Raw genomic sequence first — 24,504 nt, forward strand, 5'->3', positions numbered from 1 at the left:
CTCGTTAATATAACATGGAGCAAAAAAAGTATTGGAAAGGCTTGGAGGAGTTGCACAATACCGATGCGCATCAGGAAATTGTGAAGAACGAATTCAGTGAAGAACTGCCGTTCGAGAGTGAAGGCCTGTTGAATGCTACTACCCCCCGCAGGGATTTTCTTAAATATCTCGGTTTTACCACTGCTGCTGCCGCTATTGCTGCCAGCTGTGAAACACCGGTTAAGAAAGCTATTCCGTATGTAAATAAACCGGAAGAAATCACCCCCGGCGTAGCCAACTATTATGCTTCTTCTTATTCTATTGATGGTGAATATGTACCAGTAGTGGTGAAAACCCGCGAAGGTCGTCCTATCAAACTGGAAGGAAATACTTTATCATCTGTAACCCAGGGTGCTACTTCCGCTAAAGTACAGGGTGCTGTACTCAGCCTGTATGATACCGCCCGTCTCCGTTTCCCTTCTATTAAAGGTACGGAAACTACGTGGGCAGAACTGGATAAACAAGTAGGTGCAGCACTGGCCGGATTAGGCGGTGCTCCTGTTGTTTTATTAAGTGCCACTGTACTCAGCCCTACTACTAAAAAAGTAATCGGCGAGTTCCTGGCTAAATATCCAAATTCCCGCCATGTAGTATACGATGCGGTTTCTTACGCTGGTATGCTGCAGGCAAACGAAGCTTCCTACGGAAAAAGAATCATCCCTTCTTACCACTTCGAAAATGCAAAAGTAGTAGTAGGTCTGGGTGCTGACTTCCTCGGAACCTGGTTAAACCCGGTTGAATACGCCCGCCAGTTTGCACAAACACGTAAGATCAATGCTCAGAAACCGGAAATGTCCAAACACTTCCAGTTCGAAAGCACCATGAGCCTCACCGGTGCAAACGCGGATGAAAGATATACTCACAAGCCTTCTGAAACCGGTGCTATTGCACTGGCACTGTTAGCAGCAGTTGGTGGTAGCGTTACCACTCCTGCTATTGCTAACGACCGCGTAAAAGCAGGTATTCAGAAAGCAGCGAAAGCACTGAAAGAAAGTAACGGTAAAGCCCTGGTGGTAAGCGGTTCCAACGATGTGAATGTACAGATCATCGTAAACGCTATCAACAACATCATCGGCGCTAATGGTAACACTATCGATTTCGCTTCTCCATCTAACTACCGTCAGGGTAACGATGCGGAGATGGCGAAACTGGTAAGCGATATGAACGCAGGCAGCATCGGTGCTGTACTGGTTTATGGCGCTAACCCTGCTTACGACTACTTCGATGCGAAGAAATTTACAGACGGTTTGGCTAAAGTGAATCTGACTGTTTCCTTCAACGAAAGAAACGACGAAACTACTGAACTGTGTAAATACCAGGCTCCTGATCATCACTTCCTGGAAGCATGGAATGATGCAGAAGGAAGAGCAGGTCACTACAGCTTCGGACAGCCTACTATTCTGCCGCTGTTTAAAACACGCGCGGTACAGGATAGCCTGCTGACCTGGACTGGTAACACTACCCCATGGGCAGATTACCTGAAAAATGAATGGATCGCTAAACTGGGTGGCCAGGAAGGTTGGGACAAAGCACTGCAGGACGGTGTTGTTGAACCAGCTACTGCTCCGGCTTTAGGTGGTGCCACTTTCTCCGGCGATATCGCTGGTGCTGCAGCTAAAATCAGCAGCGCGAAGAAAGGCGGTCAATATGAATTAGTACTCTACGAAAAAGTAGCTATCGGTAGCGGTAAACTCGCTAACAACCCATGGTTACAGGAAATGCCGGATCCAATCACCCGCGCAACCTGGGGTAACTACGCTTGTATCTCCAACAAGCTCGCTAAAACTTTCTCTACTCAGTTAGGTGACGATTACGAAATCAACGCGGAAAAGAAAGTACTGAAAATTAAAGCCAACAATAAAGAAATCGAATTGCCATTGCTGATTGTTCCGGGTATACACCCAGAAGTAATCGCGATCGCAGTAGGTTATGGCCGCGGTGAAAAAGTAGGTAAAGCAGCAGGTGGTATTGGTGTGAATGCTTATCCTTTTGTAAGCTTCAACGGTCAAACTTTCGACTACTTCACTACTGAAGCAACTGTAGAAGCTACCGGTAAGAAAGAAATTGTTGCTTTAACACAAACACATAATAGCTACGAAGGTCGTCCTATCGTGAAGGAAACTACCCTGGAAGAGTTTATCCACAATCCTAAAGAGGTAAACGAAGACAGGCAGGAACTGAAGAAATTTGGTCCTGACTTCCGTAAAGATGCTACCCTGTATCCTAACTATAGCTACCCTGGTATTAAATGGGGTATGTCTATCGACCTGAACACCTGCTTTGGTTGTGGTGCTTGTACCATTGCCTGCCAGGCGGAAAACAACGTATCTGTTGTAGGTCGTGAAGAAGTGGCGAAAGCACACGAAATGCACTGGATCCGTATCGACCGTTACTTCAGCGGCGATGAGGAAAATCCGGAAGTAGTGTTCCAGCCAATGCTCTGCCAGCACTGCGATAACGCGCCTTGCGAAAACGTTTGCCCGGTAGGTGCTACTAACCACAGCTCTGAAGGTATCAACCAGATGGCTTACAACCGTTGTATCGGTACCCGTTACTGCGCTAACAACTGTCCTTACAAAGTACGTCGCCTCAACTGGAGAGACTGGAACGGTGCGGACAGCTTCGAAAATAACCTCTACGATGTGGCTGATATGAACGACAACCTCACCCGCATGGTGTTGAACCCTGATGTAGTGGTTCGTAGCCGTGGTGTGATGGAAAAATGTTCCTTCTGCGTACAACGTCTGCAGGAAGCGAAACTGGATGCGAAGAAAGCTGGTCATCCATTGAAAGATGGTGCTGCTAAAACTGCCTGCCAGCAAGCATGTGGTGCTGATGCGATCGTATTCGGTAACATCAACGATAAAAACAGCGAAATCTATAAGATCCGCAACGAGATGCAGACAGACAGGTTATACTATGTGTTGGAAGAAACACACGTACTGCCTTCTATCAGCTACCTGGCTAAGATCAGAAACAAAGATGCCGAACCTAAGAAAGCAGAAGGTAAAGAAGCTGCTCATAAGGAAGAAGCGCATCATGCGTAAGATCTTAACGGAAATCGTTAGGAAATAAAGACAAGAAGTTACAGAATCTGAGATCATAACAAAAGACAAGGGCTAGTAGCTAGAAGCTAGCAGCTAAAAGCTTATAGAATATGCATTTAAAATACGAATCCACACTGAGAGAACCTTTGGTAGACGGGGTTAAGGATTATCACCAGGTAACGGAAGATATCATTAGTCCCATTGAAGGGAAGCCTGGAAAACTGTGGTATGTAGGCTTTTTTATATCCCTGACACTGTTGGGCTTCGGCGCATTTTCAGTGTTTTGGCAGATCTATTTCGGTGTCGGAGTATGGAATCTGAATAAAACCATCGGTTGGGGTTGGGATATCACCAACTTCGTATGGTGGGTAGGTATTGGTCACGCCGGTACCCTGATTTCCGCCATCCTCCTCCTGTTCCGCCAGGGTTGGCGTACAGGGGTAAACCGTGCGGCAGAAGCGATGACCATCTTCGCGGTAATGTGCGCCGGTCAGTTCCCGATTATTCACATGGGTCGTGTATGGATGGCGTTCTTCATCCTGCCTTATCCAAATACCCGTGGTCCGGTATGGGTTAACTTTAACTCTCCGCTCCTTTGGGACGTATTTGCGATCTCTACTTACTTTACCGTATCACTGTTGTTCTGGTACTCTGGTTTATTACCGGATTTTGCTACCGTTCGTGACAGAGCTAAAACCAAACTGCGTAAGCTGTTATATGGTGTAGCTGCATTCGGTTGGACAGGTTCTACCAAACACTGGCAACGTCATGAAGCGCTGTCATTGGTACTGGCAGGTTTGTCTACTCCACTGGTACTGTCTGTACACACTATCGTATCATTTGACTTTGCTACCTCTGTAATTCCTGGTTGGCATACTACCATCTTCCCTCCTTACTTCGTAGCGGGTGCGATCTTCTCCGGATTTGCGATGGTACAAACACTGCTGATCATTACACGTAAAATATTACACCTGGAAGAATACATTACCCTGGGCCACATGGAGGCTATGAACAAGGTAATTGTATTAACCGGTTCTGTAGTAGGTTGTGCTTACCTGACTGAGTTATTCATGGCATGGTACGGTGCTAACCCTTACGAGTTTGCTACTTTCTTCAAATACCGTGCTGCTGGTCCGCTGGGTTGGTCTTACTGGATCATGATGACCTGTAACGTAATCACTCCACAGGTGTTCTGGTTCCGTAAAATGAGAAGAAACATCGCCGTAACTTTCGCTATGTCTATCGTAGTAAACATCGGTATGTGGTTTGAGCGTTTCGTAATCATCTGTACTTCTCTGTATCGTGATTACCTGCCATCCAGCTGGTCTTACTATCGTCCATCCTGGCCTGAAGTAGGTTTCTACATGGGTACATTTGGTCTGTTCTTCACCTGCTACTTCCTGTTTGCTAAATACTTCCCGGTAATTGCGGTGGCTGAGATCAAGTCTATCCTGAAAACTTCCGGTGAAAACTTCAAGGAAAAAATGGAAGTATACGAAGAAGAAAGCGCTGAGAAATTTGCACACGATGTAGCTCATGCTCACTAATAGACGAATCAAGAGAATTTATTACCTGGAATTTGAATTTTTAAATATATGGCTGTTAAAAAATTTGTTGTAGGCTTGTTTGACGATGAGGCAGTATTGTTTCCGGCAGTAAAGAAAGTACGTACCGCAGGTTACAAATTGCACGATGTATACACACCTTTTCCTGTTCACGGCCTCGATCATGCAATGGGTTTAAGGGAAACCAGTTTGCACACAGCCGGTTTCATATATGGTATCACCGGTACAACTACAGCATTATCCTTCATGAGCTGGGTATTTAATGTAGACTGGCCGCTGAACATTGGTGGTAAGCCGCATTTTCCATTACCTGCGTTCATTCCTATTACTTTTGAGCTGACCGTATTATTTGCGGCAGTAGGTATGGTGATGACTTTCTGCTATCTCTGCCAGTTAATGCCTGGTGTGAAGAAGCATATCTTCCATCCCCGTCAGACAGACGATAAGTTTGTAATGGTAATAGAGCTGACAGAGAAAACCAATGCAGAAGAAGTGAAAAGCTTCCTTACCGCCGCTGGTGCACACGATATCAATGAGCAAAAAGCTGAAGCAGGATGGTGGTTCGGAAGGTATGATAAGGACGACGAACCTTATCTGCGTAAGATTCAGACCGCAAACGCTTAATTATAATAACAGCTAAAATATACCGTTGCGACATTAGGATTTGAGCAAGCAAGAACTAATGAAAGCTAGATAAATAATTTCTGATGAAAAGGACTTCCAACATATTGATTGTAGCCGCATTGGCAACTGGAGCTTTCCTGGCAGCCTGTAACAGAGGGGAGCATAACAGAAAGCCCGGCAGGATTTATATGCCAGACATGTACGAATCCCGTGCGTATGAATTTTATAGTGCTCGTTTGTCAGGCCTGAAGCCAGTGGAAGGAACAGTAAAAAGAGGTGAACTTTTGCCATACCATCTGAAAGAATCAGATACGGCACTGGCTAATCTGGTAAAAAATCCATTAACTATTACGCCTACTGATCTGAAAGAAGGCGAACGTTTATTTAATATCTACTGCGGTATCTGCCATGGTACGGCTTTAGATGGTAATGGCCCACTGTACAAAGGTGGTGAAGGTCCTTATTCTGCAGCTCCTGCCAACCTGGTAGCGGGTGCAAAATCTGGTTACTCCGAAGGGCGCCTGTTCCATGTAATGACTTATGGTTATAACATGATGGGTAGCTACGCCAGCCAGCTCGACAGAGAACAACGCTGGAAGATCGCAGCTTATATCAAGAGCAAACAGCCAGGTGCTGCCGCCCCGGCCGCCGCTCCTGCTACAGATAGCACTGCTGCAGCTAAATAAATAAGTAAACTGAATTTCAATCAAGTATTTTAATATACAGTAATGAAAGACCAATTTGTAGTACCGGCAAGATTAAGAAAGACCAGCTTCGTGTTAATGGGCGTAGGCTTGCTGACGTTATTGATCGGATTAATTGCGTTTCATGGTGAGACACGGTTTTGGGCCGGTCTGTTGCAAAACAGCAGCTTCTTTTTGCTGATTACATTGGCGAGCACCTTCTTTATAGCTGCTACTACCCTGGCACATGGTGGCTGGCAGATCGCTTTCCGCCGTGTACCTGAAGCTATTTCAATGGCAGTACCTGTTTTGGCTGCCATCTTATTTGTAGTCGTAATGATCCTCGTTTTCGGAGGCAGAGACGATATCTACCACTGGGTGAATGGTCACCACGTGGCAGAAGACAAAATCCTTACCTGGAAATCTGCTTTCCTGAATAAAGGATTCTTCACAGTAGCTACCATCCTGACACTCGGTCTCTGGGTATTCTTTACCCTGAAACTCCGTAAAATGTCTATCGAAGAAGATGGATGGGATCTGCGCCCTGAAACTGGTCGTAAATTACTTTGGAGAAATACCGTTGTTTGTGGTGGCTTCCTGGTAGTTTTCACCCTCAGCGTTGGTTCTACCACCCCATGGATCTGGTTAATGAGCATCGATGCACACTGGTTCTCTACCATGTACAGCTGGTATACTTTCGCCAGCACCTGGGTTTCTGGTCTGTCTCTGATCGCACTCTTCGTAGTATATCTCAAGAAACACGGTTATCTTTCTTATGTAACAGAAGAACACCTGCATGACTTAGGTAAATTCATGTTTGCATTCAGTATCTTCTGGACTTACCTCTGGTTCTCCCAGTATATGCTGATCTGGTACGCCAACATGCCGGAAGAAACTGAATACTTCCAGCCACGTGTTTGGGGCCAGTGGAGACCAATTTTCTTCCTGAACCTCCTGATCAACTTCGTAACACCATTGTTGTTCCTGATGAAACGGGACACCAAACGCAATTATACTGCCGTAGTATTCATCGCTATCGTGATCATCTTCGGTCACTGGCTGGACTTCTGGCAAATGGTTTACCCAGGCACTGTTAAAAACCTGGTATTCCCCTGGTATGAATTCGGACTCGGACTTGGTTTCGTGGGACTGATTATTTTCCTGGTATCTAATCAGCTGACTAAAGCAGCATTAGTTCCTAAAAATCATCCTTACCTGAAAGAAAGTATCATTCACCACACCTAATCGGTGATCAAGGAGAATAGGCAATAGAAAAGCATTAGATAACTTAATTATTTCATATAGCAATGTCAGGATTTTTAGCAGTCTTAGTTGTTGTTCTCATATTCATAGTCATCTTCCAAATTGCGAAGGCGAGCGAATATGTGTCCATATTGAAGGGAGAAAAGAAAGCGCGCGAGCAAAGCAACCGTATAAATGGTTTCCTGCTGATTGCATTCCTGGTGCTGGGGCTTATAGGCGTGTACTGGTGTAACGATTTGCTGAAAGGCAAAATCCTGGGTGAATCAGCTTCAACACAGGGCGAAGGGGTGGATGCCCTCATTTATGTAACACTGGCCATTACTGGTGTTGTATTCGTTCTTACTCAAATCGCATTATTCTGGTTCGCATTTAAATACCAGGAAAAAGAAGGTCGTAAAGCATTTTACTTCCCGCATAACAATAAACTGGAAGTGATCTGGACCGTTATTCCAGCTATCGCTTTAACCATATTGGTAGCTTTCGGTTTGAAACATTGGTTCCAACTGACTTCTGATGCACCAAAAGATGCAGCAGTTGTAGAAGTAACCGGAAAACAGTTTAACTGGATCTTCCGTTACCCAGGTAAAGATGGTCAACTCGGTCGTCGTGACTTCAAAGCTATCGATCCCGCTAACGGTAACGAATTAGGTCTGGACTGGAACGATCCACTGAACAAAGATGATTTCATGCCTACTGAACTGCACCTGGTAGTTGGTAAGCCAGTTAAATTTATCATCGGTTCCCGCGACGTAATCCATGACGTAGGTTTACCTCACTTCCGTATGAAAATGGATGCGGTACCTGGTATTCCTACTACTCTCTGGTTTACACCTAAATTTACTACCAAACAAATGCAGGAGAAAACAGGTAACCCCGATTTCACTTACGAAATTTCCTGCGATCAGATGTGTGGTAGCGGTCACTACTCCATGAGAGGTGTGATTGTAGTGGAAACACAGGCAGAATATGATGCCTGGGTAGCCAAACAAAAATCTACCTACGACTTAACACACGCAGCAGCTGCACCAGCAGCCCCTGCGGCAGACAGCACACAAAAAGTAATAGCTGCTAAGTAAGCTGTGAATTTGTGTAGAAGAATTTTTGACGGAGTACAATTAAAAACAATAAAGACAAACTGACAAACGACGATACTTCCCGGGCGTTAGTTTATAATAAACCGAACCGATTATGAGTAACGAAGCAACATTGCACAGTCAACAGGAGGTAATGCACGGAGCGCATGATCATCATGATCATGAGCACCATCATGAAGACAGTTTCATTTCGAAATATGTGTTCAGCATGGATCATAAAATGATCGCCAAACAATTCCTGATTACTGGTATCGTTTGGGCTATCATTGGTGCCTTCTTCTCTGTTCTGTTCCGTTTGCAACTTGGTTTTCCCGATGCTACTTTCCCATGGCTGGAAAGCATCCTGGGTCATTGGGCTAAAGGTGGCCGTATTTCTGCGGAAGCTTACTATGCATTGGTAACTATGCACGGTACCATCCTGGTATTCTTTGTATTAACTGCCGGTTTGAGCGGTACCTTCTCTAACCTGTTAATTCCTCTACAGGTAGGTGCGCGTGACATGGCCTCTCCTTTCATGAACTGTCTGAGCTATTGGTTCTTCTTCCTGGCCAGCCTGGTAATGATGGCTTCCCTGTTTGTTCAAACAGGTCCTGCCTCCGGAGGATGGACAATGTATCCGCCACTGAGTGCTTTAGGTGATGCTTCTATCGGTTCAAAAATAGGTGTGGATTTATGGTTAACCAGTATGGCGCTGTTTGTTGTTTCTCAGCTGCTGGGTGGTTTGAACTACATCTCTACACTGTTGAATATGCGTACCAAAGGCATGGCAATGACTAAAATGCCTTTGACTATCTGGTCTTTCTTCTTTACTGCTGTATTGGGCGTATTGTCTTTCCCTGTATTGCTGTCAGGTTTCATCCTGCTGCTGATGGATCGTCACGCTGGTACCAGCTTCTACCTGTCTGATATCTTTATCGCTGGTAAAGCTTTGGCAAATGAAGGCGGTAGCGCTATTCTCTACCAACACTTATTCTGGTTCCTGGGTCACCCTGAGGTATATATCATCATCCTCCCTGCAATGGGTATGGTATCTGAAGTATTAGCGGTAAGTTCCCGCAAACCTATCTTCGGTTACCTGGCAATGATCGGTTCCCTGTTCGCTATCTGTATCCTGGCCTTCCTGGTTTGGGCACACCACATGTTCGTAACAGGTCTGAATCCATTCCTCGGTGCGTTCTTCGTACTCTTAACCTTACTGATTGCGGTACCATCTGCGATCAAGGTATTTAACTGGATCACTACTATCTGGAAGGGTAATATCAACTTTACACCTGCTTCCCTGTTCTCTATCGGTTTCGTGAGCACTTTCATCTCCGGTGGTTTAACAGGTATCTGGTTAGGTAACTCTTCTATTGATATTCACCTGCATGATACCATGTTCGTGATCGCTCACTTCCACATTGTAATGGGTGTATCTGCGTTCTTCGGTATGTTTGCCGGTATCTACCACTGGTTCCCTAAGATGTATGGCCGCTTCATGAACTCTACTATCGGTTATATCCACTTCTGGGTAACTATGATTGGTGCTTACCTGATCTTCTGGCCTATGCACTACGAAGGTATGGCGGGTATGCCAAGAAGATATTATGATGTATCTGGTTGGGCTTCTTTCAAACAATTCGGTGGTCTGAACGAGTTCATCACTATTGTAGTAATCCTGGTGTTTGCAGTTCAACTGTTGTTCGTATTCAACTTCTTCTACAGCATTTTCAAAGGTAGAAAGATGACTACACAGAACCCATGGAATGCTACCACCCTGGAATGGACCACTCCAATCCATGCTGGTCACGGTAACTGGCCTGGTGAAATTCCTGAGGTATATCGTTGGGCTTATGACTATAGCAAGGATGGAAGAGATTTCATTCCACAAACAGAGCCTATTGGTCCTAATGAATCAGCGCACTAAAATATAGTTCGGAATTCCGGCAGGAAGAAACTCCCCCAAGGAAAATCTTCCTCCCGGAATTTTGTTCACTGTGATGTTTGTAAATTTGTTCCGGACTTAAACCCGGAATGTGGCTAGAAATAAAATGTTGCAAGAAAACTCCATAAAATTGTCGTCATCGTATGCAGTAGCCAGTAAAGCGAAAGATTACTCTCAACTGATGAAGTTTAATCTCACCTTTATGGTGGTATTTTCGTCTGTAGTGGGTTATCTGCTGGTACCTGGTGTGGAGTTTAACTTAATAAAAGTTCTTTTATTATTTGCCGGTGGTTTGCTGGTCTCCGGAGCAGCGAATACCATCAACCAGATATGGGAGAAAAATACAGATAAGCTAATGGCGCGTACCGCCGTTCGTCCTCTGCCCTCCGGGCGGATGCAAAATGGTGAAGCAATAGCGCTGGCAGTAATTACCGGTGTGGCAGGTACCCTGATTATGGGATTTTGCTTTAACTGGTTAGCTGCTTCCTTAAGCCTGCTTTCTTTGGTATTGTACGGTTTCGTATATACACCCTGGAAAAAATGGAATTCACTGGCCGTATTGGTAGGTGCGATTCCTGGCGCAATGCCTCCGTTGATCGGTTGGGCAGCCGGCGCCAATAACCTGGCAGAAGGTGGCTGGTCTTTATTTGCAATCCAGTTTCTGTGGCAATTTCCGCACTTCTGGGCTATTGCCTGGATTGCGTATAAAGATTATGCGAATGCAGGCTTCAAACTGCTGCCTGGCAGTGGAGAACCCAACAAGTACACCGCCCTTCAGGCTGCTATGTACACCCTGTTGCTGATTCCTGCTGGTGTTGCACCATACCTCCTGAAAATCACTGGCAGTATCTCTGCTATAGTGGCTATCCTGGCAGGTGTTTTCTTCCTCTACAGGGCTATTAACCTGTACAGAAAGAATGATGTACCCGCAGCACGCAAGTTGATGTTCGGATCTTATATTTATCTGACTATCGTTCAGTTGGCTCAGCTACTGGACAAAGCATAAAAATGAAAAGAGGAGTGATGGATATTATGACATTAGAACAACGTAAGAAAATACATCCGCATAAATATTCCCTATGGATTGCTATGGGTAGCATTACCATGATGTTTATCGGGTTTACCAGTGCTTACATTGTTAAAAGATCACAGGCAAATTGGCTGGCATTTGAATTGCCGCACATTTTCTGGTTATCCACTGCCGTAATTTTAACAAGTAGCTTAACGATTCACCTGGCTTTGAAGCAATTTAAAGAAAGGAATATGCAACGTTACAAACAACTCATTACCCTGACTGCAATACTGGGTGTAGTGTTTGCCGTTTGCCAATGGATTGGTTTTTCTCAGATGAAAAATATGGGCCTGCCGCTTAATGGGCCGGTTTCCGCTTCTTTTATTTATGTAATCGTAGGAGTGCACATGCTGCACGTGCTGGGTGGTGTAACTGCACTGCTCATTATGTTCGGCAGGGCCTACAGAACCCGTGTACGCACCTATAGCCCGGTACCCATCGAAGTGGCCGCTACTTACTGGCATTTCGTAGACGTATTGTGGATTTACCTGTTAATTTTTTTAAGTATCGCCAGATAAACTTTGTAAAATTTTATAAAACTAACAATGGATACAGCAGTTACAGCGAAGAAAAAATGGTGGGCAGGAGGATATTCTCCCTTTAATGTGAGCTATGGCAAGTTGATGATGTGGTATTTCCTGATGTCAGATGCGTTCACTTTCGGCGCATTACTGATAGCATATGGTACCATCCGGTTTTCCAGCACATCCTGGCCTGATCCGAATGAAGTGTTCAAATCATTTCCTGGCATGGGCCACGCCGAATTGCCGTTAATGTTCGTGAGCTTAATGACCTTCATTCTCATCATGAGCTCTGTAACCATGGTACTGGCTGTACATGCCGGTCACATGAGAGATAGAAAAGCAGTGGCCAAATGGCTGATGTGGACCATCGTAGGCGGTATCGCCTTCCTGAGCTGTCAGGCATGGGAGTGGACACACCTGTTCCACGAAGGCGCATGGTGGGGCCGCAATCCGTTCCATAATGTGGATGGTACAGCAGCATCTACCAACTTCACCAACTTCTTCTTTACCATCACCGGTTTCCACGGCTTGCACGTAACTTCCGGCGTTGTGTTGAATATCGTTATCCTCGCTAACGTGCTGAAAGGTACTTATGATCAGAGAGGTCACTACGAAATGGTGGAAAAAGTAGGATTATACTGGCACTTTGTAGACCTGGTTTGGGTATTCGTATTCACCTGCTTCTACCTGCTCTGATCTTAGACAGGTAGCTTTATACAAGGTTTGTCACAATTATTGAATCTGAATTTTACGAATTTTTAATTTAAAGAATAATGGAGCATACACATACTGCGGCAGGGCATGAAAGTGCACATACTGATTCATCTACCAAATCAATCTGGAGAACGTTCTGGATCCTGTTGTGTATCACATTGGTAGAAGTAGGTCTGGCATTCTTACACCTGGAATACGGTTTCCTGCCAAGAGTGTTACTGAACGCAATATTTATTGGTCTTACACTGGTGAAAGCATTCTATATCGTAGCTGAATTCATGCACTTAGGTCATGAAATCAAAAACCTGATCATGACTGTCTTGGTACCTTTACTGTTATTCGTTTGGTTTATTATCGCTTTCCTTTATGAAGGTGATTCCTGGAAAAACATGCGGAAAGACCTCAGACCAGGTACTCCTGTAGAAGTACAAAAGGTAGCGCCAGCTGAAAAGCATCATTAATTTCATTAATAAATTGTCAGGATCATTACTCGCAGGGCTTTATTAGGGGTTTCATTGGCTATATTGGTGCCACTTTTGGGTTATCTCATTGTAGATCACTATGGGAAAAATGTGATACCAGTACCCGGTTACTTCATTCCCGAAAGAGTAGATACGGTGACGGAGAATGGTAAAGTTTCCTACGATACCGTTTTTCATAAAATCAGGGACTTTAAGCTTACCAATCAACTTGGTCAACAGGTAAGTTTGAAAGACATGGAAGGAAAAGTAATACTCGTCGATTTCTTTTTTACCTCCTGCCCAAGTATCTGTCCTACACTCACAAAGAATCTGAAAAAGATACAGAGTGCCTACGTAAAGAATGATTCTTTATTGCAGATGCTCTCCTTTTCTGTAGATCCGGAAAGAGATACCGTAGAAAAATTGCGCAAATACGCATACGACTACCAAATCAATCCAGATAACTGGTGGTTACTCACCGGTAGTAAAAAGGAAATCTATGACCTCGCCCGAAACGACTTTTTCGTTTCTGTTACAAAAGGAGATGGTGGCCCGGATGACTTTATACATACAGAGAAACTAGTGCTGATTGATAAAAACGGAAACATCAGGGGATATTATAACGGTCTTGATTCCAATGCTGTAAAAAAATGCGCAGGGGATATCTCCATACTGCATCTGGCAAAGGAAAGACATCGGCCGGGCTTTGGAGCCTTCCTCAAGAAACTGTTCTCCGGAGAAAAATAATACATCATTTATTTAAAGGGTGAATAAGGAAAGGGTGTTCACCTTACCTTATTCACCTTTATATTTTAGCAGACATGGAACTTAAAAATAAAAATCTCAACACGCCTATTACCATTGTATCTATTGCAATCCCGGCGTTAGTGGCATTATTGTTCTTTCTTCCAAAGCCGGAAATGCACCCTGGCTTTGATATCAGGATATTGCCCTTGTTCCATGCTATTTTAAATACTGCTACAGCAGTGCTGTTATTAGCCAGCCTCTACTTTATTAAAAATGGCCATGTAAAAGCCCACAAAACTACCAACCTGGTAGCCGTGGGGCTATCTGCCATTTTCCTGTTGTCTTATGTTACCTACCATGCACTGGCGCCGGAAACACGTTTTGGCGACCTGGATCATAATGGTGTGGTAGATGCTGCAGAGAAAGCAGTGCTGGGAGGTATACGCTATGTGTATTATTTCCTGCTGCTGACGCATATTGTGCTGGCAGGTATTATTGTTCCCCTGGTATTGTTTACCTTGTTGCGTGGCTTCCAGAATGATATTTCCCGTCACCGCAAAATTGCCCGTATTACCTGGCCCATCTGGTTTTATGTAGCAGTAACAGGTGTGATTGTATACATCATGATTTCCCCTTACTACCACTGATACATTTAATCCATTTTTTTGGGTGAGATGGCCTAATTTTGTGGGATCAAACGAATAATACTATGAAGAAAGCAGCTTTGTTTTTGCTAACAGGTGTTTTAATGGTGATGAGTGGGTCAGTAATGGCACAGTGTTCCCTGTGTACTAAAACAGCGCAACAATTGGGAGAAGGACCTGCAAAGGGGCTGAATAACGGCATCCTGATGCTGGCTTTAACGCCATTGGCTATCATAGGTTTCCTCGCCTTCAGGTGGTGGAGGAGCAACAAGGAAGCCTGATCAAAATAACGACGAATAACCCAAAACTATGATTACCTACAGAAAGGCGGATATAACAGATATCCCGCAGTTAGTGCATTTGCGGCTGCAATTTCTGAAAGAAATTTACCCTAAAGCGGATGTTTCCCAGGATGAAATATTGAAAACGCATCTCCGGGAGTATTTAACAGAACACCTTTCCAAAAATAGCTTCGTAAACTGGTTTGCCGATAGTGAAGGCAAGGTAGTAGCCAGCGCCGGCATAGTTTTTTATAACCAGCCACCGCTGTACCACAACCTGGAAGGCAAAGTAGCCTATATCCTGAACGTGTATACCCTTCCCGCTTTCCGGCGTAAAGGCATTGCAAAGATTTTGCTGCAAAAGTTGATTGATGAAGCAAAAACACGTAATACCGGTAAGGTAAGCCTACATACCAGCGATGATGGACGTTTATTATACGAGCAGTTTGGTTTTGTAGCCGGCGATAATGAGATGACCTGCCAGCTACCCCGTGTACAATAGTTGGCTACACTTCTTCCCGAAGTTCAAATACCTGACAATCTACCCGCAATCCACCGTTGTTTAAGGACATCTTCAACTTGTTACAGTAGTATCCTTTCTTTTCGGAGAGTGCCTGGCAATTAAAGCACATAGGTTGTGTGGAAATAACTTCCTGCTGGTTAAGCTGGTAAATAAGCTGCATCAATTGCTCCAGCAACCCGTTCTGCTCTTTGGCAGATAAGTGATCTACTGTTTCCTGCAAAGGATTGGCAAACTGTTCTACTTTTTTGGCAATAGCCCGTCCTTCTTTTACGAGATGTAAAGTGTGGCTACGTGTGTCTGTAGCACTTGCTTTACGGGTCAGGTATTGCTTTTGTTCCAGCGATTTTACGGCATCACTGATGGTCGCTTTGGTCATGTTAAAATACGATGCCAAAGTGGTTACAGTACGTTTTTCCTCCGGGTAATGCAGTAAAAAGGTAAGTACCTGAATTTGTATCGGACTAAGTCCATACTGGGTGGCCTCTTGCCATAATAGTACGCGGAAGGCTTCTGATAATCGCTCCAGGGAGGCCACTACTTTACTAGATGTGTTTTCTGCCTGCTGTGCAGGGCTGAATGTGGAAACTTTCCCCATATTGTCTTGCTGTCCTTAATAGTTTAGTGGGGCAAGGTACAATATAAATATATCGCGGGAAATAGCATATTAGTGACATTCCTTGTTCAAATCCCGCTTTTTGCCTCGACAACCCTCCAGTTCATAAATATAGTAGCCTTTCCGCAAAATTTGCACTTCCCACCGCGGTATTACCTCAGTAATATGTGAAAATCTGCAGTCTTTACGCAAAATGAACAGCTCCTCCCCCCTTCTGCCCTGCAGGTATTTCTTACCAAATACCAATACTTCCTCAAACCGGGTATCCTTGTTGACTATAATATTGAAATGCAGATGACTCCCATCTTTTCTCTTAACGTAGGTATCATAAACAGCTACTTCCATGTCCCGGAACTTTTATTACTAACGTAAACGGTTATATTAAAAAGAGGGAGATGACCCATCCGGATAAACCCATAACAGCACACTAAAACTAATTGCTTTAAACCACGCCTGTTGCATGCGCTCTACCTCGGCCACCGGATGCCCATGCTGGCTGAGATAAGGTCTGCCAGCTTCCGCCACGGGATAAATAAAAGTGGACATATACCGCAGATATTCAAGTGGCAACGCGGCGAGATCCATATCCGCCACCGGCTTTAATTGCAGCTGCGCCGCAATACGTTCTTCAAATTGCCACCAGGTGTTCCCCTCCTGCCTCGTACATAGATCAATCAGCCATTGCCGGAACTGAGGCCGCAGGGTTTGCAGATAATCTAAATCAGGCGCACCTCCCCGCGTAAAATAATAAGCGAGGTAGTTATTCTTTAAAATGTAATCATACCAGTTGTCCAGGATATCTTCTGTATGCGCCAGCAAAATATCTCCTGCCATCAGCAGATATTGTTCATCATCATGCGTGAACAACAGCATTCGTTTTAGCTTGACTAATACTTGCGCATCCAGTGGGGATTTAGGGTTACCTGAGCCCGCTGTGCCATACTGCATAGCGTTATTCATACATGTAGATTTATATGTCCTTCACGGATTGGTTATTACAAATATAATAAGGTTGCCTAACTAAAAAAATTATATCGTAATCGTAGGGTATTTCACGTTAGGTAATTGATATATTAATATAATTTTATTTGTGATTGTAAAACGAACACTATAGCTTTGATGTGATTGTTTATAACCAATTGCATTATGGTACATTATATCACCAGCAGGGCTTTTCGTATAGTACCCATACCAGATGGGCAGGAATACACACGAATAAAGAAAACATCGCGGGTGTTGTACCTCTCGATAGCAGCTATGTTAGTGGCGGCTATGGGAGTAGCAGTTGGGAAGCTGCTAACCCTGCTTGTTCAATGGCTCATGGCGTTATCTTTTTTTGGGGACATTAGCAAGGAGGTCGGCACACCTGAAAATGAAGACCTAGGTATATGGATCATTGTTATTCCCGTTGCAGGTGCCCTACTGTTAACCTGGCTAAGTAAATACAACAAAGGTTTTCTCAATGCTATCGGCCTCACGGTTGCCATAGGCAACGGTGCTCCAATGGGGATAGAAAGTCCTGTCATGATATTTAACGGAGCAATTGGAAACTGGATCGGTAAATTACTTCGCTGCAGCCCCGGCGAATGCTATGTACTTTTTGTTGCTGGCACATGTAGCACGTTAGCTGGTCTCTTTGGTGCGCCTATAGCAGCTATATTGCTGGTAACAGAATGTTTTTTTGTGGTGGTTACTATTAACACCATGATTCCTGTAATCCTGGCGGCTATAACTGCCGGTATCGGCAGTTATCTGCTTAGGGGAGCCACGCCGGTGTTCAACATTCCTGCGGCACCAAATGTAACCATGCAGGCCTTGCTGGCTTATCTTGGCGTAGGGGTGCTGGTAGGGTTATGGGCTAAGATGAGTATGAATTTATCCGGTTTGATAGATAAATTGTTTGGAAAGCTAACTACATATAGCCGTTGGATTTTATTGCTGGCAGCATTGGTAACAGGTGTAGCAGGCTATATTTCTCCAAGGGCATTAGGAACAGGTAACAATTATATGAATGATCTGTTACAGGCGCATGTTACCTTGTCTATCCTGGTTGCATTGGCTGTTGTAAAATTGGTCGCATGGTTGTTCTTTTCCAGCGCTTATAAAACGGGTAGTGGCATTATACCGGTATTGGTAACAGGTGGCGCTGCAGCATTGTTGGTAGGTGTAGTCATACAATTATTATTTCCCGCAGTAGTAATACATTCCGGTACCCTTGTGCTGGCGGGTATGGCAGCTATGCTGGCAGGAACTTCAAGGGCCCTGTTTACTGCCATGGTACTTGCGGTAGAGTTAACACATGATGTGAATACGATATTACCGGTTGTAGCAGCCTGTTGTGTTTCCTTTTGTATATCACTGGTCACTGTATTTAAGACAAAAGCGGAAACCATATAAATGTTTTCCGCTTTTATCTTCGCAAAAATGCTTTTTACACTTAATCGTGCGGCGACACAAATTTCAATCCTATAATAGAACCTATTAACAATACCAGGAAGAATATCCGCCATAATGCAGCCGGCTCTTTAAAAAATAACATACCAGCTATTACAGTACCTGCAGCACCAATACCTGTCCATACTGCATAAGAAGTACCTATTGGTAATCCACCGTTGATTGCTTTGTTTAGAAAGAAAAAGCTTAAGCTGATACATACAATGAAACTAATCGAAGGCCACAGCTTTGAGAAGTTCTCAGAATACTTTAATGAAATAGTAAAGCCTATTTCAAACAGTCCACCAATGACAAGGAATAACCAAGGCATAATACTGAATTTAGAAAGTAAGAAAAAATATATTGAATAGTAAAAGGCACGAAATGCCCGTTCTCTGTGGATCAGAGACCGTAGTTAAAAACTGCGTAAGCGATAGATATGCCGAATGAAGTAAAACGCATGCGGCGAAGGTAGCACAATTTTTTTAATCTATCCTTTTGAGGGCTTCCCGTTTACTGAGTGGTGCAAGAGGATGACGGTTCACAAAAGCTTTCACCCCTTCAGGATTAGTTTTGGAATACTCCCGTAATGCCCAGCCAATGGCCTTCTGAATAAAAAATTCTTTGACGTGTGCATGTTGCAAAATGTATTGATATAAAAGCGCCTCATTGGTATGTTGCTTATAGCCATTTTGAAAAGTGAGGGCTGCGCGTTGTAGCCACATGTTATCACTGTTGCACCAACGGTTGGTGATCGCAGCATCGGTGCCCTGGAATTTCTTCAGCCATGGACCTGCTACAAAAGCGATGACACCATCTACACTATCCCACCAGGATTTATGCGTGATCATGTACTCAAGCACATGAATATCTGCGGGCGTCCATTGTTTGTGAAAGTATTGCATCAGGTCAATAGCAGCGTATTGATATTCCCGTTCTGGTTTTTCCCACAATACTCTTATCAGTGCGGGCATTTCAGCAAAATCGGGCAAGCCATGTGCCGCTTTCAATGCCTTAATAATGTTGCGGCGTTCTGGTGTTTTAATGCCCAGGAATTCGAATTGATCCCGCAGGTATTGCTTCATGGCTGCAGCATTCACTGGATTGGCGGCAGGTGTAAATGCAGTAGTAAGCAAGGTATGATAACGCATGTATTACCCCTGTGTTTTAGTATGGATATAACGATAAAGGTTAAACGTTTTTTGCGTCAGCAGGGCTTGTATTTCTTGTTGCAACGTTTGTTTAGCCACGTCTTTCATGCGGCGGTGCTGTATAAGCTGGTAAGCTTTTTCAGCCAGCAACAGCACCTGTTTGGGTTGCTGATGAGAAACGGCTTCATGATGCCGGCTGATAGCGTTAATAATTTCGTGTATGCCTGCATGTTGGGTGGCGATGGATTTGATCACGGGAATTTCCCATCCGCCTGTTTGTTTGCTATGAGCCAGCAGGCGGAGATTTTTTACAAAAATATCCGCGTTATCGCGATCTGCTTTGTTAACCACAAAGATGTCGGCAATTTCCATCAGCCCGGCTTTCATGGTTTGTATTTCATCGCCGGCTTCCGGCACTACTACTACTACGGTGGTATCTGCCACACCGGCTATTTCAACTTCGCTTTGTCCTACGCCTACTGTTTCAATAAAAAGGTAGTCAAACTTCGCAGCTTTAATCAGGTCGCTTACTTCTATAATCTTGGGGCTTAAGCCGCCAAGAGCGCCTCTGCTGGCCATGGAGCGGATAAATACGTTCGGATGATTAAAATGTTGACTCATCCGGATCCGGTCGCCCAGGAGTGCACCGAAGTTGAAAGGAGAAGATGGATCTACAGCAATGATAGCAACGCTTTTATTTTGTTCCAGCAGCGATGTAATCAAGCCATTGACCAGTGTGCTTTTTCCGGCGCCGGGAGGTCCGGTTATGCCGGCTACAATGGTATGATGGCTCACGGGGAGTTGTTCCAACAGTTGCTCGTACCCTGCTGCTTCATTTTCTACGAGGGAAATGCAACGGGCCAATGATTTTATATCACCGCTTAATAATCCGGGTATATACTGTTGGTACATTTTGTAAATATTCAGGAACAAAAATAAGGGGTCTGCCGGTTACACCAGTAAAGAGCGATAAACATTCAGGTATTGTTCTCCTATTTCATCCCAGCTAAAGCTATCCGCATGTTTTTTAATGGCGGCCATCGGCTGGGTGGCTGCATAATGTGCCATGCCTTTGGCAAATACTTCCCGCATATATAGCGGATCAAAGTTGTCGAAGTAGTAAGCCAGGTCGCCGCCTATTTCCGGAAGGCTGGTTTTATTAGACAGGAAAACCGGTTTGCCATGATGCATGGCTTCTATTACAGGGATGCCAAAGCCTTCTGCGATGGAAGGAAATACAAATGCAGCACAATGACTGAAGTACCAGTATTTGCTTTCTTCGTCAATAGGTCCCAGAATTTTCACGCGGTCCTGTACGCCATAATACGCTGCTTCCTGTAATATCTGTTTTTGATAGGAAGTATTGGCATTGCCCGCAATGATCAGCTCGTAATCTGTATCTTTAAGCAGACAGGGAATCACGTGGAAGTTCTTTTTAGGCAATATGGTACCGATGGTGAATAAAAATGGCCTGTTGGGGCGATACACCGGGTTATCAAAATCGGGGAACGATTTGATGTTGCACCCATTATAAATAACACTTAAAGGGGTATCTCCTATGTTAAGGTGCTGAAGCACATCTTGTTTAACATAATTAGAGATGGCAATAAGATGATCTGCCCTATTGATCATCCGTTGTACCTTGGCTAATTGACCGGATATTCTGTGTTTATAATTGGGTTTATATAAAAAATTCAGGTCGTGAATAGTTAAAACCCGCTTAATGTTGGAAGATTCAGGAGAATAGTCGGAAAGTTGATAGGTGGTATGCCACACCTGGATGTCCTTGGAATAGGGCATCCATAGCTTGTGCCAGGCCTTTTGATTATAGTGAGCTTGTTCCGAAAAAATGGTTTGCCGATAGGATGGCAAATAGAAGTAAAGTTCTTCCGGAGGCGCCACCAGCTTGAGCAAAGATTGGCCAAGTTCGCTGCAATAAGTATATAGACCGTTGTTCGGATATTTCAACCTTTCACAGTCTATCACAAATCTTGGCATATATTAATCAGTTTGAATAATTGTCTGGTATATATTTATATATAACTAAATGCTTAAGCGAAGATATTACAACTTTTTACGAAAAAAAGATAATTATCTTTTACCCTTTGCCGGATAAATTATCTTACTAACGTATATTGGTTGTCAGTCCAATTGCGTACTATTATACTAATGACAAATTTTATTTCCATATTTCCGCTTGGAATTGTAGTGTATCCGGGAGAGCAATTAAACCTTCACGTTTTTGAGCCCCGGTACAAGCAATTAGTGGCTGCCTGCATCACTGAACATAAGCCTTTTGGAATTCCAACTGTAATAAATAAAAAAATTATGGAATATGGAACACTGGTGCAAATAAAAAAGGTAGAAAAAATATATGAAACCGGGGAAATGGACATTGTAACCACTGGTGACAGCGTTTTCCGGATGTTGGAGCAGGTAGGGGAAATTCCCGATAAACTATATACCGGGGCCATTGTAAATTATCCGGAAAATAGTGAGGAAGGCAATTCCCGGCTTTTACAGGAGGTATTACACGGGGTGCGGGAACTACACGCCATCCTGCAAATTCATAAAACATTCCGGAAAGAAGATGACCAGCTCTGCTCCTACGACCTGGCGCATCATGCCGGGTTGTCGCTGGATGAGGAGTATGAACTGCTACATCTCTTTTATGAAACACAGCGACTGGAATACCTGAAACGTCATCTGCACAAGGTAATTCCCATGATGGCGGAAATGGAAAGGCTGAAAGAGAGAGTTATGCTGAACGGCCACTTCCGGAACTTATCTGCCGATAATTTATAATTTTTAGTAAGATGCCCGCCTGGTATGCGTTTCATGAGCCCTGAAAGGGAACTTTAACGTGTATTTAACAGGTAGCTTTTTTGTTTTTTTTGCTTCACGCCTTAAAAAGTAGATATTTGCAGACCCATATTTTAACAGGAATAAGGGCTTAAACTCAATTCTGTAACTCAATGTATTGGACAAAAGTCAGTATTCTTTGCTTGCTGGGAAGCTTCTTCCTGATCGCAAATAAGGCTATCGCACAGGACAACTCACCATATTCCCGCTACGGATTAGGAGATCTGAATAACAACCAAAACACGGTAAACCGTGGTATGGGTGGAGTTTCTCAGGGTTATAGCGATCCACAGTCGGTTAACTTTGTTAATCCGGCCAGTTATTCCAGTTTGGTGTTAACAACCTTCGACGTAGGAGTGGAAGGAGGAGGCAGATCTATTACCGACCAGGGAAATAAATTCAGCTCCGGTTTCGGTACACTCTCCTATCTGCAATTGGGAATACCATTAATCATTAATAAATGGGGCCTGAACCTGGGACTTCGTCCGGTAACAAGGTCTTCCTATAATATCCAACAAGGATTTAACGGTGCCTATTTTGATACCCTGAAGTATCCGCTGACCAACAAATATGAGGGCAGTGGCGGTCTTTATCAGTTGTATGCCGGTACCGGTGTACGCATTGGCCACTTTAGTATTGGAGCAAACCTGGGCTACCTGTTCGGGAATATTGAAAACAATACCCGGTTAATTTTCCCGGATGCCAGCATTTATCCTTCCCATAAAATGTTTCGTACCAGCTACAGCAGCTTCTTCTACAAGCTGGGTGTACAATACAGAGCTAAAGTGGCTAAAGAAATGGACCTCACCTTTGGTGCATCCGGTAGCCTCAAGCAAAATATGCACGCCCGCCAGGAAATGCTGAGTGAAACATTGCAATTGGATAACGCAGGAAACTATTCCAACCAGGATACCGTAAAATATGTAAAAGGAGAAAGAGGAACAGTGGTTTATCCGGAAGAATTTGCAGTGGGTATCATGCTTCGTAAGTTCGATAAGTGGAGCATTGGAGTGGATTTCAATAGCAGCCAGTGGCAGAACTTTCAAAGCTTTGGCGCAAAAGACTCCTCCCTGCAGAGCGCCTGGAAATTATCCGTGGGTGGTCAGTTTGTACCAAACGCAATGGCCCTCAGCGGTTACTGGAACAGGGTTGCTTACCGTTTGGGAGCTTACTACGGGAATGATTATCTGAAATTAAATGGGGTAACAATGCCTATGACAGGCTTTACTGTAGGCGCGGGCTTACCTGTACGTCGTATGGCTTACTCCAATCAGTATAGCATGGTAAACCTGGCGTTTGAAATAGCCCGTCGTGGTAATAACCAAACAGTGCTGAAAGAAAATATCTACCGCGTATCATTAGGTTTCACCCTAAGCGATAAGTGGTTTATAAAACGTAAATACGAGTAAGCAGTTAGCTTCTGGCTATTAGCTTTTAGCAAAAATGCAGCGGAGATAAACATTTATACAATGTTCTCCGCTGCATTTTTGCTAAAAGCTGAAAGCTAATTGCTAATAGCTATCTTTGGCCTATTATTGCTCAAAATGATTAAGAGAACCATCTTGTTTTTTATAATAGCCATTGCCGTTAGTAGTTGTGAGAATGATATACAAACGGTGATGGAATTTGATTCTAAAAAAGCCGCCACAGAAAATGGGGTGGATATTGTCACTATTTTCAGTCAGAATGGCAAGGTAAATGCAAAGCTGCTGGCCCCGGCTATGGAGCGCAGCCTGGATCGTCCTTCCTATGTTGCTTTCAATAAAGGGCTACGCGTTTTCATGTACAACGATACCCTCGGACTGGAAAGTACCCTTTCCGCCAAGAAAGGCAAGTACCTCGAAGAAGAAGGCAATGTTTATTTATCAGATAGCGTGGTGGTGATCAATAAGAAAGGGGAACGACTGGATACCAAAGAATTAAACTGGGATCCCAAACGGAAGATCTTCTACTCCACACAGGAAGTTTTTATAAAAACACCTACCGATTCCCTCCATGGATGGGGACTTGAGGCAAACGAAGATTTCAGCGTCAAAAAAATTCTGAAAGTGAGTGGCCCTATTACGGTGCAGGATAGTACTACCAATTTAAACTAGCTAACGGAAAGATATATACGAAAGAACCCCACCTCTGCAGGTGGGGTTCTTTCGCTTTAACCTATTTTTTAACCTAAAATTTGGGTGAACATTGCCAATAATTATGCCAGTTTGAGGTGTCTTGGCAAGAAAACCACTCTTGAT

Annotated in this window: 26 protein-coding genes; 19 read left to right on the forward strand and 7 right to left on the reverse strand. The window is 44.0% G+C overall.

The window, feature by feature from the left end; translation table 11 throughout:
* Positions 1-14: 14 nt before the first annotated feature.
* The 15 genes from J7623_RS10365 (at position 15) to J7623_RS10435 (ending at position 15,184) form a co-directional block, all read left to right on the forward strand.
* Positions 15-3,086 (forward strand): TAT-variant-translocated molybdopterin oxidoreductase, encoded by a 3,072-nt coding sequence (locus tag J7623_RS10365; protein WP_291919882.1) that lies wholly within the window; start codon positions 15-17, stop codon positions 3,084-3,086.
* A 110-nt stretch (positions 3,087-3,196) separates the two neighbouring features.
* The gene (nrfD, locus tag J7623_RS10370; RefSeq protein ID WP_291919883.1) at positions 3,197-4,633 is read left to right on the forward strand and encodes an NrfD/PsrC family molybdoenzyme membrane anchor subunit; all 1,437 of its coding nucleotides are present in this window, start codon (positions 3,197-3,199) and stop codon (positions 4,631-4,633) included.
* A 48-nt stretch (positions 4,634-4,681) separates the two neighbouring features.
* On the forward strand, positions 4,682-5,275 hold the full coding sequence (locus tag J7623_RS10375; RefSeq protein ID WP_291919885.1) for a DUF3341 domain-containing protein: 594 nt from the start codon (positions 4,682-4,684) through the stop codon (positions 5,273-5,275).
* Between the two features lie 83 nt (positions 5,276-5,358).
* A complete protein-coding gene (locus J7623_RS10380) occupies positions 5,359-5,961 on the forward strand; it encodes a cytochrome c (RefSeq protein ID WP_291919887.1) in 603 nt (200 codons plus the stop codon).
* 42 nt (positions 5,962-6,003) lie between these two features.
* Entirely contained in the window at positions 6,004-7,203 is a 1,200-nt protein-coding gene (locus J7623_RS10385) for a quinol:cytochrome C oxidoreductase (protein ID WP_291919889.1), read from the forward strand.
* A gap of 140 nt (positions 7,204-7,343) precedes the next feature.
* Positions 7,344-8,297 carry a cytochrome c oxidase subunit II gene (locus J7623_RS10390; protein WP_291919891.1) on the forward strand — a complete coding sequence of 318 codons (954 nt, stop codon included), beginning with the start codon at positions 7,344-7,346 and terminating at the stop codon, positions 8,295-8,297.
* Positions 8,298-8,409: 112 nt separating this feature from the next.
* Complete coding sequence (locus J7623_RS10395; RefSeq protein ID WP_291919893.1) at positions 8,410-10,221, forward strand: cbb3-type cytochrome c oxidase subunit I; 1,812 nt, start codon at positions 8,410-8,412, stop codon at positions 10,219-10,221.
* Positions 10,222-10,369: 148 nt separating this feature from the next.
* Positions 10,370-11,245, forward strand: a complete 876-nt coding sequence (gene cyoE / locus J7623_RS10400; RefSeq protein WP_291919895.1) for a heme o synthase — start codon at positions 10,370-10,372, stop codon at positions 11,243-11,245.
* Positions 11,246-11,247: 2 nt separating this feature from the next.
* Positions 11,248-11,829, forward strand: a complete 582-nt coding sequence (locus J7623_RS10405; protein ID WP_291919897.1) for a heme-copper oxidase subunit III — start codon at positions 11,248-11,250, stop codon at positions 11,827-11,829.
* Between the two features lie 27 nt (positions 11,830-11,856).
* Positions 11,857-12,531, forward strand: a complete 675-nt coding sequence (locus J7623_RS10410; RefSeq protein ID WP_291919899.1) for a cytochrome c oxidase subunit 3 — start codon at positions 11,857-11,859, stop codon at positions 12,529-12,531.
* Between the two features lie 77 nt (positions 12,532-12,608).
* Positions 12,609-13,010: a cytochrome C oxidase subunit IV family protein gene (locus J7623_RS10415; protein ID WP_291919902.1), complete on the forward strand. Its 402-nt coding sequence runs from the start codon at positions 12,609-12,611 to the stop codon at positions 13,008-13,010.
* 75 nt (positions 13,011-13,085) lie between these two features.
* Positions 13,086-13,757 (forward strand): SCO family protein, encoded by a 672-nt coding sequence (locus J7623_RS10420; RefSeq protein ID WP_291919904.1) that lies wholly within the window; start codon positions 13,086-13,088, stop codon positions 13,755-13,757.
* Positions 13,758-13,831: 74 nt separating this feature from the next.
* Entirely contained in the window at positions 13,832-14,404 is a 573-nt protein-coding gene (locus tag J7623_RS10425) for a DUF420 domain-containing protein (RefSeq protein WP_291919906.1), read from the forward strand.
* A gap of 62 nt (positions 14,405-14,466) precedes the next feature.
* Positions 14,467-14,682 (forward strand): hypothetical protein, encoded by a 216-nt coding sequence (locus J7623_RS10430; RefSeq protein ID WP_291919909.1) that lies wholly within the window; start codon positions 14,467-14,469, stop codon positions 14,680-14,682.
* 28 nt (positions 14,683-14,710) lie between these two features.
* Positions 14,711-15,184, forward strand: a complete 474-nt coding sequence (locus J7623_RS10435) for a GNAT family N-acetyltransferase (protein ID WP_291919911.1) — start codon at positions 14,711-14,713, stop codon at positions 15,182-15,184.
* Between the two features lie 4 nt (positions 15,185-15,188).
* Here the strand turns inward: J7623_RS10435 and J7623_RS10440 are convergent, their stop codons facing one another.
* The 3 genes from J7623_RS10440 to J7623_RS10450 form a co-directional block, all read right to left on the reverse strand.
* Positions 15,189-15,800 carry a MarR family winged helix-turn-helix transcriptional regulator gene (locus tag J7623_RS10440; RefSeq protein ID WP_291919913.1) on the reverse strand — a complete coding sequence of 204 codons (612 nt, stop codon included), beginning with the start codon at positions 15,798-15,800 and terminating at the stop codon, positions 15,189-15,191.
* Positions 15,801-15,869: 69 nt separating this feature from the next.
* Complete coding sequence (locus J7623_RS10445; protein WP_291919915.1) at positions 15,870-16,163, reverse strand: DUF2024 family protein; 294 nt, start codon at positions 16,161-16,163, stop codon at positions 15,870-15,872.
* 36 nt (positions 16,164-16,199) lie between these two features.
* On the reverse strand, positions 16,200-16,778 hold the full coding sequence (locus J7623_RS10450; protein WP_291919917.1) for a protoglobin domain-containing protein: 579 nt from the start codon (positions 16,776-16,778) through the stop codon (positions 16,200-16,202).
* Between the two features lie 186 nt (positions 16,779-16,964).
* Here J7623_RS10450 and J7623_RS10455 point away from each other — a divergent pair, with 186 nt between their 5' ends.
* On the forward strand, positions 16,965-18,215 hold the full coding sequence (locus tag J7623_RS10455) for a chloride channel protein (protein WP_291919919.1): 1,251 nt from the start codon (positions 16,965-16,967) through the stop codon (positions 18,213-18,215).
* Positions 18,216-18,255: 40 nt separating this feature from the next.
* On the opposite strand, the gene J7623_RS10460 is transcribed toward J7623_RS10455, so the two are convergent.
* The 4 genes from J7623_RS10460 to J7623_RS10475 all read right to left on the reverse strand — a co-directional run bounded on the left by J7623_RS10460 (position 18,256) and on the right by J7623_RS10475 (position 21,400).
* Positions 18,256-18,582, reverse strand: coding sequence for a multidrug efflux SMR transporter (locus J7623_RS10460; protein WP_291919921.1), 327 nt, complete (start codon positions 18,580-18,582; stop codon positions 18,256-18,258).
* 154 nt (positions 18,583-18,736) lie between these two features.
* A complete protein-coding gene (locus J7623_RS10465; protein ID WP_291919923.1) occupies positions 18,737-19,402 on the reverse strand; it encodes a DNA alkylation repair protein in 666 nt (221 codons plus the stop codon).
* Between the two features lie 3 nt (positions 19,403-19,405).
* Entirely contained in the window at positions 19,406-20,314 is a 909-nt protein-coding gene (gene meaB / locus J7623_RS10470; RefSeq protein ID WP_291919924.1) for a methylmalonyl Co-A mutase-associated GTPase MeaB, read from the reverse strand.
* Between the two features lie 39 nt (positions 20,315-20,353).
* Positions 20,354-21,400, reverse strand: a complete 1,047-nt coding sequence (locus tag J7623_RS10475) for a glycosyltransferase family 1 protein (RefSeq protein ID WP_291919926.1) — start codon at positions 21,398-21,400, stop codon at positions 20,354-20,356.
* Between the two features lie 171 nt (positions 21,401-21,571).
* Between J7623_RS10475 and J7623_RS10480 the strand changes: the two genes are divergently transcribed.
* The 3 genes from J7623_RS10480 (at position 21,572) to lptC (ending at position 24,360) form a co-directional block, all read left to right on the forward strand.
* Positions 21,572-22,207, forward strand: a complete 636-nt coding sequence (locus J7623_RS10480; protein WP_291919928.1) for an LON peptidase substrate-binding domain-containing protein — start codon at positions 21,572-21,574, stop codon at positions 22,205-22,207.
* Between the two features lie 170 nt (positions 22,208-22,377).
* Positions 22,378-23,673: a hypothetical protein gene (locus J7623_RS10485; RefSeq protein WP_291919929.1), complete on the forward strand. Its 1,296-nt coding sequence runs from the start codon at positions 22,378-22,380 to the stop codon at positions 23,671-23,673.
* 135 nt (positions 23,674-23,808) lie between these two features.
* Positions 23,809-24,360 (forward strand): LPS export ABC transporter periplasmic protein LptC, encoded by a 552-nt coding sequence (gene lptC, locus J7623_RS10490; protein WP_291919931.1) that lies wholly within the window; start codon positions 23,809-23,811, stop codon positions 24,358-24,360.
* Positions 24,361-24,504: the final 144 nt, after the last annotated feature.

The sequence above is a fragment of the Chitinophaga sp. genome (genome assembly GCF_017745275.1).
Classification (GTDB): Bacteria; Bacteroidota; Bacteroidia; order Chitinophagales; family Chitinophagaceae; genus Chitinophaga.